The 14,392-nt window shown below is 28.2% G+C and carries 13 protein-coding genes, 1 tRNA gene and 1 pseudogene; 8 read left to right on the forward strand and 7 right to left on the reverse strand.

Annotation, left to right across the window (positions count from 1 at the left end):
- Positions 1-21: 21 nt before the first annotated feature.
- From H2277_RS00095 to H2277_RS00120, 6 genes are all read right to left on the reverse strand, one after another.
- Positions 22-1,212 carry a HAMP domain-containing sensor histidine kinase gene (locus H2277_RS00095; RefSeq protein ID WP_337200392.1) on the reverse strand — a complete coding sequence of 397 codons (1,191 nt, stop codon included), beginning with the start codon at positions 1,210-1,212 and terminating at the stop codon, positions 22-24.
- The gene (locus tag H2277_RS00100) at positions 1,205-1,870 is read right to left on the reverse strand and encodes a response regulator transcription factor (protein ID WP_337200393.1); all 666 of its coding nucleotides are present in this window, start codon (positions 1,868-1,870) and stop codon (positions 1,205-1,207) included. The genes H2277_RS00095 and H2277_RS00100 overlap by 8 nt, the downstream gene beginning before the upstream one ends.
- Before the next feature lie 79 nt (positions 1,871-1,949).
- Positions 1,950-2,024, reverse strand: a tRNA-Asn gene (locus H2277_RS00105).
- Positions 2,025-2,101: 77 nt separating this feature from the next.
- Entirely contained in the window at positions 2,102-3,349 is a 1,248-nt protein-coding gene (locus tag H2277_RS00110) for an ArsS family sensor histidine kinase (RefSeq protein WP_337200394.1), read from the reverse strand.
- Positions 3,346-4,020: a response regulator transcription factor gene (locus tag H2277_RS00115; protein ID WP_337200395.1), complete on the reverse strand. Its 675-nt coding sequence runs from the start codon at positions 4,018-4,020 to the stop codon at positions 3,346-3,348. The genes H2277_RS00110 and H2277_RS00115 overlap by 4 nt, the downstream gene beginning before the upstream one ends.
- 77 nt (positions 4,021-4,097) lie before the next feature.
- Positions 4,098-5,507: a DegQ family serine endoprotease gene (locus tag H2277_RS00120; RefSeq protein WP_337200397.1), complete on the reverse strand. Its 1,410-nt coding sequence runs from the start codon at positions 5,505-5,507 to the stop codon at positions 4,098-4,100.
- A gap of 226 nt (positions 5,508-5,733) precedes the next feature.
- Here H2277_RS00120 and H2277_RS00125 point away from each other — a divergent pair, with 226 nt between their 5' ends.
- From H2277_RS00125 to H2277_RS00160, 8 genes and pseudogenes are all read left to right on the forward strand, one after another.
- Positions 5,734-6,621: a J domain-containing protein gene (locus H2277_RS00125; RefSeq protein ID WP_337200398.1), complete on the forward strand. Its 888-nt coding sequence runs from the start codon at positions 5,734-5,736 to the stop codon at positions 6,619-6,621.
- A 10-nt stretch (positions 6,622-6,631) separates the two neighbouring features.
- Entirely contained in the window at positions 6,632-7,006 is a 375-nt protein-coding gene (locus H2277_RS00130; protein ID WP_337200399.1) for a heat shock protein transcriptional repressor HspR, read from the forward strand.
- A gap of 6 nt (positions 7,007-7,012) precedes the next feature.
- Positions 7,013-8,636, forward strand: a pseudogene (locus H2277_RS00135) (cation:proton antiporter).
- 8 nt (positions 8,637-8,644) lie between these two features.
- Positions 8,645-8,977, forward strand: coding sequence for a hypothetical protein (locus tag H2277_RS00140; protein ID WP_337200400.1), 333 nt, complete (start codon positions 8,645-8,647; stop codon positions 8,975-8,977).
- Positions 8,970-9,590, forward strand: a complete 621-nt coding sequence (locus tag H2277_RS00145) for an HAD family hydrolase (RefSeq protein ID WP_337200401.1) — start codon at positions 8,970-8,972, stop codon at positions 9,588-9,590. The genes H2277_RS00140 and H2277_RS00145 overlap by 8 nt, the downstream gene beginning before the upstream one ends.
- A 60-nt stretch (positions 9,591-9,650) precedes the next feature.
- Positions 9,651-11,642 (forward strand): glycine--tRNA ligase subunit beta, encoded by a 1,992-nt coding sequence (gene glyS / locus H2277_RS00150; protein WP_337200402.1) that lies wholly within the window; start codon positions 9,651-9,653, stop codon positions 11,640-11,642.
- Positions 11,639-12,469: a M23 family metallopeptidase gene (locus tag H2277_RS00155; protein WP_337200403.1), complete on the forward strand. Its 831-nt coding sequence runs from the start codon at positions 11,639-11,641 to the stop codon at positions 12,467-12,469. Before glyS ends, H2277_RS00155 begins: the two co-directional genes overlap by 4 nt.
- A complete protein-coding gene (locus tag H2277_RS00160; RefSeq protein ID WP_337200404.1) occupies positions 12,459-13,409 on the forward strand; it encodes an SAM-dependent methyltransferase in 951 nt (316 codons plus the stop codon). Before H2277_RS00155 ends, H2277_RS00160 begins: the two co-directional genes overlap by 11 nt.
- Here H2277_RS00160 and H2277_RS00165 read toward each other — a convergent pair.
- Positions 13,404-14,363, reverse strand: coding sequence for a Ppx/GppA family phosphatase (locus H2277_RS00165; protein WP_337200405.1), 960 nt, complete (start codon positions 14,361-14,363; stop codon positions 13,404-13,406). The genes H2277_RS00160 and H2277_RS00165 overlap by 6 nt on opposite strands.
- Positions 14,364-14,392: the final 29 nt, after the last annotated feature.

Below are 14,392 nucleotides of genomic sequence, written 5' to 3' on the forward strand. Positions count from 1 at the left end.
TCAGTTTTTCTGGCTTGATTTTTACCAACTTAATTTAAAAACACTCCCTTCATTCTCTATAGATTCACAAACAATCTTTATATTATTATCATGACAAATCTTTTTTACTAAAGATAAACCTATACCAAAGCCCCCTTGATCTTTGTTAAATCTTGCATAGCGATCAAAAATAAATTTTAAATTTTCTTTTGAAATGCCACAACCTGTATCAGCAATACTAAAAAAATTTTCTTTTAGTTTTATAAAAATAGTTCCATTTTTCTTATTATATTTAATGGCATTACTTAAAAGATTGTCTAAAAGTTTTGAGATTTGATTTTTAGTGGCAAAAATCATAACTTTATTATCTAACTTAAGATCCAAATTAATCTTTTTTTGCTCAAAAAATAATCTAAAATATTCTATCCTTTCTTCGAATAAATTTTTGAGATCAAATTCTTCTTTTTTATCTTCTAAAGTATTAGGAAAATTATAAAAAACTAAATCAGAATATACTTGAGATAAACTTTTTGCTGCAATTTTTATACGCTTAAATTTATTGTTATCTAAATTTTGCCGTTCGAGTTGTTCTATACTCATTAAAATAACACTTAAAGGCGTATTTAGCTCGTGCGTGGAATCTTTGATAAATCGATTTAAGACAGTAATTTTATCTTCTAAAGGTTTTAAGGCAATTTTAACTAATATATAAGCAATAAGTCCTAAAACAAAAAAAGCCAAAAAAGAAAAACTAAAAACCTTAACCCTGATCCAAAAAAGCTCCTTACTAACATCTTCTCCTTGAATTAGAACTTTTAAGCCATTTTCTTGAGTTAATTCCTCATTTCTTGAGTATTGTAAATAATACAAATCCGTGCTCATAGGAAAAATAAAAAATACCTTTCCATCATAAATTCCCCTACCCTTGAATTCAATTTTTGCTTTTCTAAAATCAAAATTTAGATTATTAAAAATCGTATGATTATTATCAAAAATTGCAAAATTTAATCCTGAACTTTCTGCTATATTTTTAGCACTTGTAGCAATTGGAGTGAAGCGAGAATTGATAATATTAATCACGATATTTCTATGAATTTCTCTTAAAGAACTACTCCTTAAAATCACCAGTTCTTCATACAGTTTTTGATACCAAATGACAAAAAAGAAAGCTAGAAAAAAACCTGTGGTTGTAAGATAAATGAGTAAAATTTGCCTGATAACTTTTTTACTCATAACGATAGCCTCTGCCTCTTTGATTGATAATTTTTTCTTTGCCCAATAATTTTCTTAAATTTTTAATATAGGCTCTTAAACTAAGTTCACTTGGTTCTTCATTATAATCCCAAAGTTCTTCAAAAATCTTTTCTGCGCTTAAAAAGATATTTTTATTTTTTAACAATAAAGATAAGAGCTTAACTTCCTTGCTTGGCAAAGGTAAAGCTTTATCAAAATGAAAAAGAATTTGGGATGCAAAATTAAATTTAAAACCATTACCTAAATTTTCAAAATCTTCATTCTTATGAGAAAAAGATCTTTTTAATAAAGCTTTTATACGTATAGCAAGTTCGGCTAATTCAAAAGGCTTTTTTATATAATCATCACAACCTGAACTAAAGCCTTCTTTTAAATCATTTACCGTATTTAAGGAAGTCATAAAAATAGCTGGTGTTTCCTTTCCGTAACTGCGCAAATCTTTAAGCAAAGAAAAACCATCTCCTAATGGAACTTTAACATCTAAAATCCATAAATCAAAATACTTTTCATAGGCTAAATTTAAAGCCTCTTTGGCATCAGTACAAACACTAACTTCATATCCTTCATCACTTAAAAATTCTTCTATAATTTCACTTAAGCTTAAATCGTCTTCTAAAAGCAAAATTTTTGCTGCCATAAATTTAATCCCTTTTTATTGTTTTTGAGAATTATACAAAAAATAATTATTGATTTGAAAGCAAACATGAAGTAAAAAGTGGCTCCGGATGTAGGATTCGAACCTACGACCAATCGGTTAACAGCCGACTACTCTACCGCTGAGCTAATCCGGAATATGAAAGTTTTAAAAATGTAATTATATTTAAAATTAATGTCTTTGTCAAGATTTTTTGCAAAATTTTTTAGAAAATTATTCTTTTACTAAAATATTATTCAAACCAATAAAATAAAAATGATTCACTCCATCTTTATAATCATAATCAAGTTTCATATCATGAGCTTCTAAAATTGTATTAACTATATAAAGTCCCAATCCAAAACTTGATTTTTGTTTTGTACCTTGAGTAAAAGCTTGGGTATAATATTCTAAAGTATTATTAAGTTCAGGACCACAATTTTTAAAACATATATAATTATCTTTAATGCAAATTTCCACAAAACCATCTTGAGAATGCTTGATACCATTATCAATCATATTTTTAATCGCCGTTGTAAAAAGTTTAAAATCCACATTGACAAAAAAGCTTTCACCCATAAAAATACGTATATTATTATCATCGCGCATCGCTATCTCTTTAGCCTCATCTAAAATATCTAAGATGTTATATTTTTTTCTATTAATGAAAGCAGCTCCTGAGGTTACCTGCTCTATCGCAGCAAATTCATTGATTAAAATTTCAAGTCGATTAAATATACCATCTAATCTTTCTTTATATTTATTATCCTCTAGCATTTCAAGAGTAATAAGCCCTTTTGTAATTGGAGTTTTTAATTCGTGCATAATATTTCTTAGAAAAAATTGACGAGATTGATTAAGTTTTCGAATTTGCAAAATAGCTTGATAAAAAGCTTCACTTACTTGAGAAATTTCATCTGCCCCAGTGCTAACATCCTCAATATCTCCAAGTCTTCCTTCTGCAAATTTATCAATTTGCTTTTTTAAAGTTTTTAAAGGTTTTAATTTTTTAAAAATAAAAATATAAAGCAAAATAAGTATGCAAATAACAGCCACTGCAATTGCTTTTATAATAAAATATCTATAAGTTTGATAATCTTGATCTTTATAAAGATTAATCTTCCCATCATAAATAATATTTAAATAAACTTGATTGTCATAAGAAATAATCTCTATTAGACCATTATTAACTTCAACGCGAGCAAGAACATCTCCGCTAAAAAGAATTTTACGAATTTGTTTTGGCTCTATAATTTGCTCCATTTTATTGTAATTTTTTGTTTGTTCTTCAAATTCTTTTTCATTAATAACTCCAGCAAAATACAAAAGTCTAGCATTAGCAATTAAAGAATACTTTGTATTCAACTCTCTTGTATAATTTTGCTGATCGTATTCAATTAACCATAAAAATCCTAAAACAACACTTACTCCAGCAAAAATAAAAATAAAAGTAATGGTATAAAAAATCGAAGATTTATTCATTGAGTTAATTTATAGCCTATCCCTCTGATGGAATGTATATATTTTGGCGTTTTTGGATCATCTCCCATTTTTTGACGAATTCGACTAATGATAACATCTATACTTTTATTGCTAGAATCTTCACTAATAGAAGAACAATTATATACAAGCTCTTCTCTGCTTACTACTCCGCCTTCTTTTTTGATTAAATAACTTAAAATATCAAATTCAGCATTAGTTAAAATAAGTTCTTGTCCCTTCATTGAAATTGTATGCTTGTATTGATCATAAACAAGATCTTTAACACTTTTAGAAAGAGTGCTTTTTGTATTTGAAATCCTTCTTAAATGACTTTTAATGCGTGCTTGAAGTTCTTTGGGATTATAAGGCTTTGGTAAATAATCATCTGCACCAAGCTCTAAAGCATTTACTTTGTCTGTAATATCATGTCTGGCACTTGAAATAATAATAGGAGTGTCATACTTTTTACGAATTTCCTCACACACTTCAAGTCCATCAAGTCCCGGCAAAGAAAGATCTAAAATAATCAATTGATATTCTTTTAAAGCAAGCTTTGAAAGTCCTATATAAGGTTCGTGAGCAATATCGACTTTCATATCAAATTTTTCTAAGTATTCAGCAGTAATTTCAGCTAATTCTAAATCATCTTCTATCATAAGAATATTTGTCATTATATTCCTTTTTTAATTAATCTTAAAATCTAATTTTAAACTAAAATTTATAACGAAAGGAAAATCCTTTCGTAAAATTATCTTAGCACCAATAAAGTAGTAAAGCCATTTCTATACACCCAAATTTTCATAAATTCCTTTTTATTAACTTGTTTTAAAGCCTGATCTAAATCTTTTAAATTTTTAATTTCATCTTGCCCTATACCTATAATCACATCTCCTTCTTTAAAACCAACCTCTTCTGCTTTGCTTTTACTCTTAACCTTCTCTACTAAAACTCCGTTAATATCTCTTGGAAGTTGCAAACGATCTTTTATTCTAGGATCTAAATTCCTTAAACTCAATCCTTCAATTAAATTATTTTGCACTCCTTTATTTTCTTTTTCTCCTTTAAGAGTAAAGCTTGTTTGTTTATTACTTCCATCTCTTTCATAATCAATTACTACCTTTTCTCCAATCTCGAGAGTTCCTATGTAATTTTTCAAATCAATTGGACTTTTAATAACCTTATTATTTACCTTAGTCACCAAATCTCCTCGTTTTAATCCAGCTTCATCAGCGCTAGATCCTTTTTGAACATCTGTGATTAAAGCACCTTCTTGATTTTTATAAGCTTTTTTAGTTTCTCCTTGTAAAGCTGAAATGGTTACCCCTAAAAATCCCCTTTCAATTTTACCTTTTTCAATAAGCTTTTTCGCTATATCTTCAACCATATTTGAAGGAATAGCAAATCCTATACCATTATTGCCACCTCCACGAGAAAGTATAGCAGAGTTAATGCCTACTAAAAATCCACGACTATCAACCAAAGCACCGCCTGAATTTCCTGGATTAATAGAAGCATCAGTCTGTATGAAATTTTCATACTGATTAAGGCCGATATTATCTTTATTTAATGCTGAAATAATTCCACTTGTAACACTAAAGCCAACCCCAAAAGGATTTCCCAAAGCAAAAACAACATCACCCTCCATTAAATTATCTGAATTAGCAAAAGTAATAGCTGAAAGATTTTTAGCTTCTATCTTAATCACCGCTAAATCTGTTTTTGGATCTTTTCCTATTAATTTAGCCTTATATTCTGTATCGCTTCCTGGCAAATTTACAGTGATTGTATCTGCATCTTCTACAACGTGATTATTGGTTACTATATAGCCATCTTTTGAAATGATTACCCCAGAACCTAAAGAGCTAATTACCTCCTTATCGCTTTTGTTTTTTCTTTGAGGAATATCGAAAAATTGTTTAAAATAAGGATCATCAAAAAAATCATCCAAAGGACTGAAACTATTTGCTCTTGTTATGGTTTTTGAGGTTGAAATATTAACAACTGATTTTTTAGCATCCTTAATAGAATCATGATAACTCAATATAACTCCGCCATCTGCTGGATTAACGCGATTGGCTGATGAAGTTGATTCATTAAAATTAATACTTGTTGCAAATAATGCACTTGCTAAACCTATTGACAAAAAAATCTTTTTCATAATTTTTCCTTTCTATTAGAAAATTTATATTCTAAATTATGATTTTATTTGTAAAAATATTTTACATGAGTTATAGTATAAAATCAAAAATTTACAAAATTGTAAATAAAAAACTTGAGTGATAAAAATTGATAAAACTTGATTGACTTAGACTAAAGTTTTTGATATAATTTTAAATCCTAAAAATAAATTATTTTATTAACTAAACAACCAAAGGAAGATAAAAATGAATAGTTTATACGAAACTCTTGGAATATCCAAAAATGCGAGCTCTGATGAAATAAAAAAAGCTTATCGTCGCTTAGCAAGACAATATCATCCAGACATCAATAAAGAAAAAGGAGCTGAAGAAAAATTTAAAGAAATTAATGCCGCTTATGAAATTTTAAGCGATGAAAAAAAACGTGCTCAATATGATCAATACGGAGATTCTATTTTTGGTGGGCAAAGTTTTCATGATTTTTCAAGAAATACGGGTGGTATCAATTTAGATGATATTTTAAAAGATTTATTTGGTGGAGGATTTGGAGGATCTTCTCGCGGAAGTCGTTTTGGTGGATTTTCTTCCAAAGGCTTTGGAGGATTTGGAAATTTTGAAGAAGAAAATTTGGATACAACTATAGAATTAACCATTCCTTTTGAAAAAGCCATTACAGGAGGTGAGCATCATTTTACCTTTCAAGGAGAAAATATCAAATTTAAAATTCCTCATGGAATCAAAGAAGGCGAAAAACTTAGAATTCGTGGTAAAGGAAAAAGCGCTTACAATAAAACACGCGGAGATCTTATCATCATCGTTAAACTTGAGGAAAGCAAGATGTATCAAAGAGAAGATGATGATTTATATCAAAAAATAGATATTCCACTTAAAACCGCTTTATTTGGTGGAAAAATTACAATTAAAACTTTTAAAGAGGATAAAAAAGAAGCAAAAATCACCATAGCTCCCAATTCAAAAAATGGACAAAAAATACGCCTAAAAGGATATGGGGTGCAAAATAGAAAAAATAATATTTATGGGGATTTGTATTTAATTTTGAATGTTATCTTACCTAATACAGAAACATTGGATGAAAATTTTATCGAACTCTTAAAAGAAAAACTTCCAGAATAAGGAGAAAATAATGGATCATCATTATGACGAACCCGTATATTTAATAAGCGTTGTTGCTAAAGTTTTAAGCATACATCCACAAACCTTAAGACAATACGAAAGAGAAGGATTGGTAGAGCCAAGTCGAACTGATGGTAAAATAAGACTTTATTCTCAAAGAGATATTGATCGTATTAAATTGATTTTGCGTTTAACTCGCGATATGGGAGTTAATTTAGCAGGAGTTGATGTTATATTAAAATTAAAAAATCAACTTCATGAATTTGAAAATTTAATTGATGAATTACGTTTAGAACTTAGCAAACAAAAAAATCCAGGTGCAGCTACAAAAGCTGTTGTTAAACACAAAAATAGTTTTGATTTAATTTTTTATAAAAAAAAATAAAAAAAGATGGATAATTTTTTAGAAATTTTTCTTATTGCAGCAGCAATAGCTATCGTATTAAATGTCATTTTAAAAAAATTTGAAATTCCTACTATCATTGGTTATATAGCAGCAGGAGAAATTATTTCTGAAATTTATCATTTAAGCGGAAAAGGGGAAATAACCCATATTGCCGAATTTGGTATTGTTTTTTTTGATGTTTACTATTGGACTTGAATTTTCTTTTAAGTATTTAATAGCCATGAAGCAAGAAGTTTTTCTAAATGGATCTTTGCAAATGCTTACTTGTGGATTTATATTTACTTTAATCATCATAGGAATTTTTTCTCTTGAAGATAAAAGTGCAACTGTAGTGGGTTTTGCCTTAGCACTCTCTTCCACAGCTGTAGTTTTAAAAATCTTAAATGATAATGGAGATATCAATGAACAATACGGTAGAAAGGCTTTAGGAATTTTGCTTTTTCAAGATATAGCTGTTATTCCTTTGCTTTTATTTATTGATATACTCTCATCCAATAACCAAAATATAGAACAAGTTTTAATTACCTCACTTGCTTCTGCCATCCTTTTAATCGTTTTACTTTTTCTCATAGGAAAATATTTAGTCGATCGAATTTTTAGACTTATTATTAGAACTTCTTCTCAAGAAATTTTCATAGGTACTATTTTATTTATGGTTATTGGAGCAAGTTTTTTAGCCAATTATTTTGGATTTTCTTACTCTTTGGGTGCTTTTATAGCTGGAGCATTAATCGCAGAAACAAAATATAAGCATAAAATTGAAGCAGATTTGATTCCTTTTAGAGATTTACTTTTAGGGCTTTTTTTTATGACAGTAGGTATGCAAATTCAACTTAACGTCATAGCGGAAAATTGGTTTTTAATTTGCATCTTAACCCTAATTGTTATGCTTATGAAATTTGGCATAATTTTTGGATTTTTATTTCTTTATACCAAAAAAAGAGTTGCCTTGAAAACCGCTTTTTCCATTGCACAAGTTGGAGAATTTGCCTTAGCGATTTTTTCTCTTTTACAAGCTAAAAATATGCTCGATGTTAAAACTTCGCAAATTTTAATTGTCGTTTCCATAATAACGATGATTATTACACCTTTTATACTTAATAATATACGAAAAATTACCAATGTAGTTGAAGATATCACTTTAAATACAAATGCGATCCAAAGCACTTCTCAAAGCAATCTAAAAAATCATCTTGTCATTTTTGGATACGGTCGCTTAGGTCAAGAAATGGTGCAAAGAATCAAAAATACTGGGGTGCCTTATTTGGTCTTAGAAAGTGATTTAAATCTAGTTGAATTAGGAAATAGCCGCGGAGAAAATGTAATTTTTGCAAATGCAGCTCAAGAAGAAACTCTAAAAATTGCCAATATTGAAGAATGCGCAGTTGCAATTATCACCATCACTAACGAAGCAAAACTTGAAATGCTCTGCCAACTTTTATCATCTTATCCAAAACCTATAGATACTATTATCCATGTTAATGGAAATCTTAAAAAAATGCTTTTTTCAAGCATTGATGATAATATTCGCATTGTAAGATCAGAAAAAATTCTAGCTCGAAATTTAGTTCAAGAAGCATTAGAATGCAGAATTCATAAAAACACCTAAGGATTATTTTGACAAAAATTAATGAAAAAACATTAAGGGTAAAATATCTAAGATTGTTAGAAAAATTTGCTAACACAGCAAAATCTTGCCTAAAAAGAGAGGATTTTGATTTAGAAAAATTTCAAGAAAGAATGCAAAAAAACAAAAAAAACTTAGAAAAATGTCAAGCGGTAGTTTTAAATTCAACCTATAGTAAAGCTTTAGAAAATTTTGTTAATGCTTGTCTTGATTTTTCCTTAAAAAAAGAAGAACTCTTAAACCTTGTAAATGCTTTAGATAAGCTAAAAAATCAAAATCATAAAGAAAAACACAAAAACTATTTAAAGGATTATAATGATTAATGTATTTTTTGATATGGATGGAACCTTAATTGATAGTGCAAATGCAATTTCTTGCGCCGTTAATGAAATTCGCGCAGATCTCAATCTAAGCGCCCTCAAAAAAGAAGAAATAATTAAGATCATCAATACTCCAAATATAGATTGGGGTAAAGAACTTTACAATATAGATAATTTTCATCATTCTAGCTTTAAAGATGGTTTTGAAAAATATTTTATAAAGCACTATGAACAAAGCGTGATACTCTTTGAAGGGGTTATGGATCTTTTAAAATTTTTAAAAAGTAAAAATTGCTTTTTAGCCATCGCAACAAATGCACCCCAAAGCTCGCTTACAAGCATTCTTAAAAAGCATGAAATCATTCCATATTTTGATAAAATTTTAGGTGTAAGCGTAGGCATAGAACCTAAACCAAGCCCACAAATGCTTCAACTTCTTATGGATGAAGCCCCTTATCAAACTAGCATTTTTATAGGCGATAGTCAAAAAGACAAAGAATGTGCTAAAAATGCAAAAATTCCGTATTATCACGCTAGATGGTATCAAAAAAATTTACAAGAAAATGAATTTGGTGATGCGCAAACTTTAAAAGAATACTTATTAAAATATTTATGAGTTTTTTAAAAAAATATAGCTAAAATAACGCAAATTCAACAATATCAAAGAAAGTAAAATATGAGTGAATTATTAATCGAAATTGGCACAGAAGAATTACCGGCTATACCTTTATTAAAAGAACTTCCAAATATAGAAAAAAAATGGCAAAACATTTTAGATGAATATCATTTAATGAGCGAATTTGAATTTTATTACACTCCGCGTCGTTTAGTATTTTTTCATAAAAATTTTCATCAAAAGCAAGAAGATACCACAGCTGAATTTATAGGAGCACCTAAAAGTATAGCTTTTAAAGAAGGTAAATTAACCCCTGCGGGTGAAGCATTTTTAGAAAAAGCGGGTATTAAAGAAAATGAACTTGAATTCAAAGAAATCAAAGGAAAAGAAGTTTTATACTATCAAAAAACCTTGACAGGAAAAAATAGTGTTGAAATTTTAGGAGAAATGATCAATAAATTCCTCAAAAGCTTAAATTTTGGAAAAAGTATGCGTTGGGGGGATCATTCTTTTGAATTTATACGTGCTATTAGAAATATTGCATGTGTTTTAGGCGATCAATTGGTTGAATTTGAAATTTTTGGAGTTAAAAGCTCTAAAAAAACCTTTGTTCATAGAAGTGTAAGTTATGATTTCTGTCCTTTTCGAAGCATTAAAGAATATTTTCAAATTTTAGAAAATAACTTTATCATTCTTGATCCAAAAAAACGCGAAGAAAAAATTTTAAATGAATTTAAAGAACTCGAAATAAAACACAATATCACTATTAGCGAAGATAAAGAACTTTTAGCTGAAGTTGTAGCTATTACAGAATATCCAAAAGCTCTTTTTGGAAGTTTTGATAAAGCCTTTTTAGAAATTCCTAATGAAGCTATCATCACTTCAATGAGAGAAAATCAACGCTATTTCGCTGTTTTTAACAACAATAAATTAAGTAATCATTTTATAGTTGTTAGCAATGCGGTTTGTGAGGATTATTCTAAAATCATACATGGCAATGAAAGAGTTTTAAAAGCAAGATTAAGCGATGCAATGTTTTTTTATCAAAATGATTTACAAAAAGGCTTAGAACCTGAAAAGCTTAAAAAAATCGTTTATCTTGAAAATCTAGGAACAATGAGTGATAAAAGCTCAAGAGAAATTGAGCTGGCAAAAATTTTATGTGAATTTTTAAAAAATAATGATTTTGAAAAAATTTCTAAAGCTATTTACTATGCCAAAGCTGATTTAACCACTCAAATGGTTTATGAATTCACAGATTTACAAGGAATTATCGGAGGCTATTATGCTGCCAAAATGGGACTTGAACAAGAAATTTGCTTAGCTATAAAAGAGCAATACTTGCCAAATTCTGAAAAATCAGATCTTCCTAGCACAGAATTTTCAAGCATAGTTGCTTTAGCTAATAAATTTGATACTCTTTTAGGACTTTTTAGTATAGGTAAAATTCCAAGCGGAACAAAAGATCCTTATGCATTAAGACGTGCTGCTAATGGGATTTTAAAAATACTTTTAAAATTAAATAAAAATTTCGATATCAATGCGTTTTTAGAAAAAGCTTTAAAAAATTATCAAAATTTTAATTTGCAAATTTTAAAAGATTTTATTTTTGAAAGAATTTATACATTTTATGATTTAAATCCTAGCTTTATCAAAGCTGTTCTTGTTTCAAAAAATTCCGATATTGTTTCCATTGATGAAAGCATTAAAGCTTTAGCAAAAATCAGTCAAAAAAGCAATTTTAGTGATTATTTTAGCACCTTTAAACGCCTTGCTAATATCGCTCAAAAAACTACAAATACCATCGATGAAAGTTTATTTGTAGAAGCAGAAAAAAAACTTTATACAGCATTTAAAGAAAGTTTAAAAGCTCTTACGATTGAAGAAAAACTTAACAAATTATTTGCCTTAAAATCTGAAATTGATGCCTTTTTTGAAGCTGTTATGATTAACGATAAAGATGAAAAACTTAAGAGCAATCGCCAAGCTTTAGTATTTAGCATCTATCAAGAATTTCTTAAAATTGCAGACATTAAGGAACTTAGCTTATGAAAAAAATATTGACTTTACTTTTTTGTTTCTTTACTTGTACCTTTGGAACTCAAGAAATAAAACTTATCAAAGGGCAAGCCATATTTTTAGAGCTTGATAAAAATAATTTTATAGAATTAAAAAACCAAAATAAAATAATTCCAACCTTTAATCATCCAAAAAATAAAAATAAAATCCTTGCCATTTTTGCCCTACCCTATAAAAATCCTCCAAAAAGCACAAAATTAATCGCTATTTATAAAAATAAACAGCAAGAATTCATCATCAATGCATTAGAAGGAAATTATAAAAGCGAACAAATACAAGTAGCAAAAAATAAAGTTCTTCCACCTAAAAACGTTCAAGATCGCATTAAAAAAGAATTTCAAGAAGCGAATGAAATCTATGCTTCTTACACTCCAAAACCTTTATACAATGGAACTTTTGCAATACCTCTTGCAAGTTTTATTACAAGTGATTTTGGTAAAGCTAGAATTTTTAATCAAAAAGTCGCAAGTTACCATAGTGGAACAGATTTTAGAGCCCTAAGTGGAACTCCGATTTATGCTGCAAATTCGGGCATAGTAAAAATCGCTAAAAATAGATATTATGCTGGAAATTCCGTGGTTATTGATCATGGTTTGGGAATTTATTCTCAATATTATCATCTTTCAAAGATCAATGTAAAAAATGGACAAAAAGTTAAAAAAGGAGAGCTTATTGGACTAAGTGGAGCTACTGGAAGGGTGAGTGGACCGCATTTACATTTTGGAATACTTGTCGCACAAAAACAGGTAGATCCTTTAGATTTTATAAAAAAATTTAATGCACTGTTTGATGAAATTTAGTCAATTTTTTAATATCTGGCTTCATGAAAATTACTATAAAAATGTTAGTAAAATAGGTAAAAATGGAGATTTTTTCACCGCAGTAAGCGTGGGAAATCTCTTTGGAACTTTACTGGCAAAACATTTTTTAAAACTCATTGATGAAGGCGTATTAAAACTTCCTTTAGAAATCGTTGAAATCGGAGCCAATGAAGGCTATTTGAGTCGTGATTTTTTATCCACTTTAGTTGAATTTAGACCTGAAATTTTTTCTCAAATTTCTTTTTTTATTATAGAGCCTCATGAAAAATTACAAATTTTACAAAAGAAAACCTTAGATGGCATAGATTTTATCCATAAAAATAATTTAGAAGAATGCCGTTTTAAAAACGCTTTCTTTTTTTGTAATGAACTTTTTGATAGCTTTACTTGTGAGCTTATAGACAATGATATGATGGCTTATGTAAAAGATTATCAAATCGTTTTTAAACCTATAGATGAAAACTTACAGCAAAGATGTCAAGAACTTGGATTAAAAAAAGGAGAATTAAGCCTAGAGCTTGAAAATTTTCTTAAAAAACTCGATCAAATCAGTGAAAAATTTATCTTTGCGGGTTTTGATTATGGAACTTTTGATAATGATCGTTTCAGTATAAGAATTTATCAAAAACACGAAGTTTTTAATCCTTTTGAAATTGCTTTAAAAGATTTTTTTGGCAAAAGCGATATAACTTATAATGTGAATTTTAATCATCTAAAAACTACTATTGAAAATTTAAATTTTAAACTTTTACATTTAAAAAAACAAAGTCAAGTTTTAATCGATTTTGGTTTTGAAGAATTACTAGAATATACTAAAAATAAAAATATAAAAAGTTATGAAAATTTACTCTCTCAAAGCAAAATTTTATTTTTTAATTTTGATGAAAAATTCCATTTTTTTGAATTTGCAAAATTATAAATTTGCTATGCAAAGCCCTTCTCTTAAACCCTCATCGATAACTATAAATTCTTCTTTACCAAAAATAGCAAAAAACAAAAAACAACCTGCAGCTAAATATTTTCTACGCGTTTTTCCAAGATAAAAATTAGCCTCTTTTTCACTCATATTCCAAATTTTTAATGCATATTTGAAAAAATCTTGAGTGTGTAAAATTTGGCCATTAATTTTTTTAGCGTCATATCTTTCATAATCTAAACCACATTTTAAAGCAGCCAAAGCTGTGGGGACACCTGAATTTAAAACCACTTTTTTTATTTTATTTTTTTTAAAAACTTTTTTAAGCTCTTTAACCTCATCAAAAGCTTTAAGTGCTATATTTTTTAAATTTCTATCTTGAATTAATAGGTGAATTTTTAATTTTTTATCTTTGATTTTATGAAAGAAATTGGGATGTTTTTTCAATATTTTTTTAAAAGAAAAAGTAGAAAAATCATCTTTAAAATTACATTTTTCATAAAAACTTATAATGCCAAAATCAAAACTTTGAAAATGTTCATCAAAAGATAACTCGCAAGAAGCACCCCCTAAATCACAATAAGCAAAACGCCCTTTCATGCCCAAATTAGCAAGAGCATTTTTCATCCCTAAAACGCTGATTTTAGCTTCTGTTTTAGCATCAATAACTTTAAAATTGATCCCAAATTGCTCTTTTAAATTTTTAAAAATTTCATCCGTATTACTTGCCTTTCTAAAAGCTGCCGTTGCAACAGCTTTTGCTTTGCATAAATTTTGCTCCTTAGATAAAACATTTAAAGCTTCTTTGATTTTTTCTATAGCCTCAGTTGAAATTTGCCCACTTTTAGATAAATTTTTTGCTGCACCTATAATAAATTCATACTCTTTTATTTTTTTAAAATTGTCATCCATCTCAACCGCTCTTAAAGTATTTGATCCCAAATCTATACCTAGCATTACTTTTCCTTGCAAATTTTAAAGTATAA

This window comes from Campylobacter sp. W0014, from assembly GCF_020135975.1.
Classification (GTDB): Bacteria; Campylobacterota; Campylobacteria; order Campylobacterales; family Campylobacteraceae; genus Campylobacter_D.

Bases quoted from the DNA above. Each gene is read 5' to 3' on its own strand.
- H2277_RS00100 (WP_337200393.1), bottom strand. From the start codon at position 1,870: ATGGCAGCAAAAATTTTGCTTTTAGAAGACGATTTAAGCTTAAGTGAA.
- H2277_RS00145 (WP_337200401.1), top strand. From the start codon at position 8,970: ATGATTAATGTATTTTTTGATATGGATGGAACCTTAATTGATAGTGCA.
- H2277_RS00110 (WP_337200394.1), bottom strand. From the start codon at position 3,349: ATGAATAAATCTTCGATTTTTTATACCATTACTTTTATTTTTATTTTT.
- H2277_RS00095 (WP_337200392.1), bottom strand. From the start codon at position 1,212: ATGAGTAAAAAAGTTATCAGGCAAATTTTACTCATTTATCTTACAACC.
- H2277_RS00120 (WP_337200397.1), bottom strand. From the start codon at position 5,507: ATGAAAAAGATTTTTTTGTCAATAGGTTTAGCAAGTGCATTATTTGCA.
- H2277_RS00115 (WP_337200395.1), bottom strand. From the start codon at position 4,020: ATGACAAATATTCTTATGATAGAAGATGATTTAGAATTAGCTGAAATT.
- H2277_RS00155 (WP_337200403.1), top strand. From the start codon at position 11,639: ATGAAAAAAATATTGACTTTACTTTTTTGTTTCTTTACTTGTACCTTT.
- H2277_RS00130 (WP_337200399.1), top strand. From the start codon at position 6,632: ATGGATCATCATTATGACGAACCCGTATATTTAATAAGCGTTGTTGCT.
- H2277_RS00160 (WP_337200404.1), top strand. From the start codon at position 12,459: ATGAAATTTAGTCAATTTTTTAATATCTGGCTTCATGAAAATTACTAT.
- glyS (WP_337200402.1), top strand. From the start codon at position 9,651: ATGAGTGAATTATTAATCGAAATTGGCACAGAAGAATTACCGGCTATA.
- H2277_RS00165 (WP_337200405.1), bottom strand. From the start codon at position 14,363: ATGCTAGGTATAGATTTGGGATCAAATACTTTAAGAGCGGTTGAGATG.
- H2277_RS00125 (WP_337200398.1), top strand. From the start codon at position 5,734: ATGAATAGTTTATACGAAACTCTTGGAATATCCAAAAATGCGAGCTCT.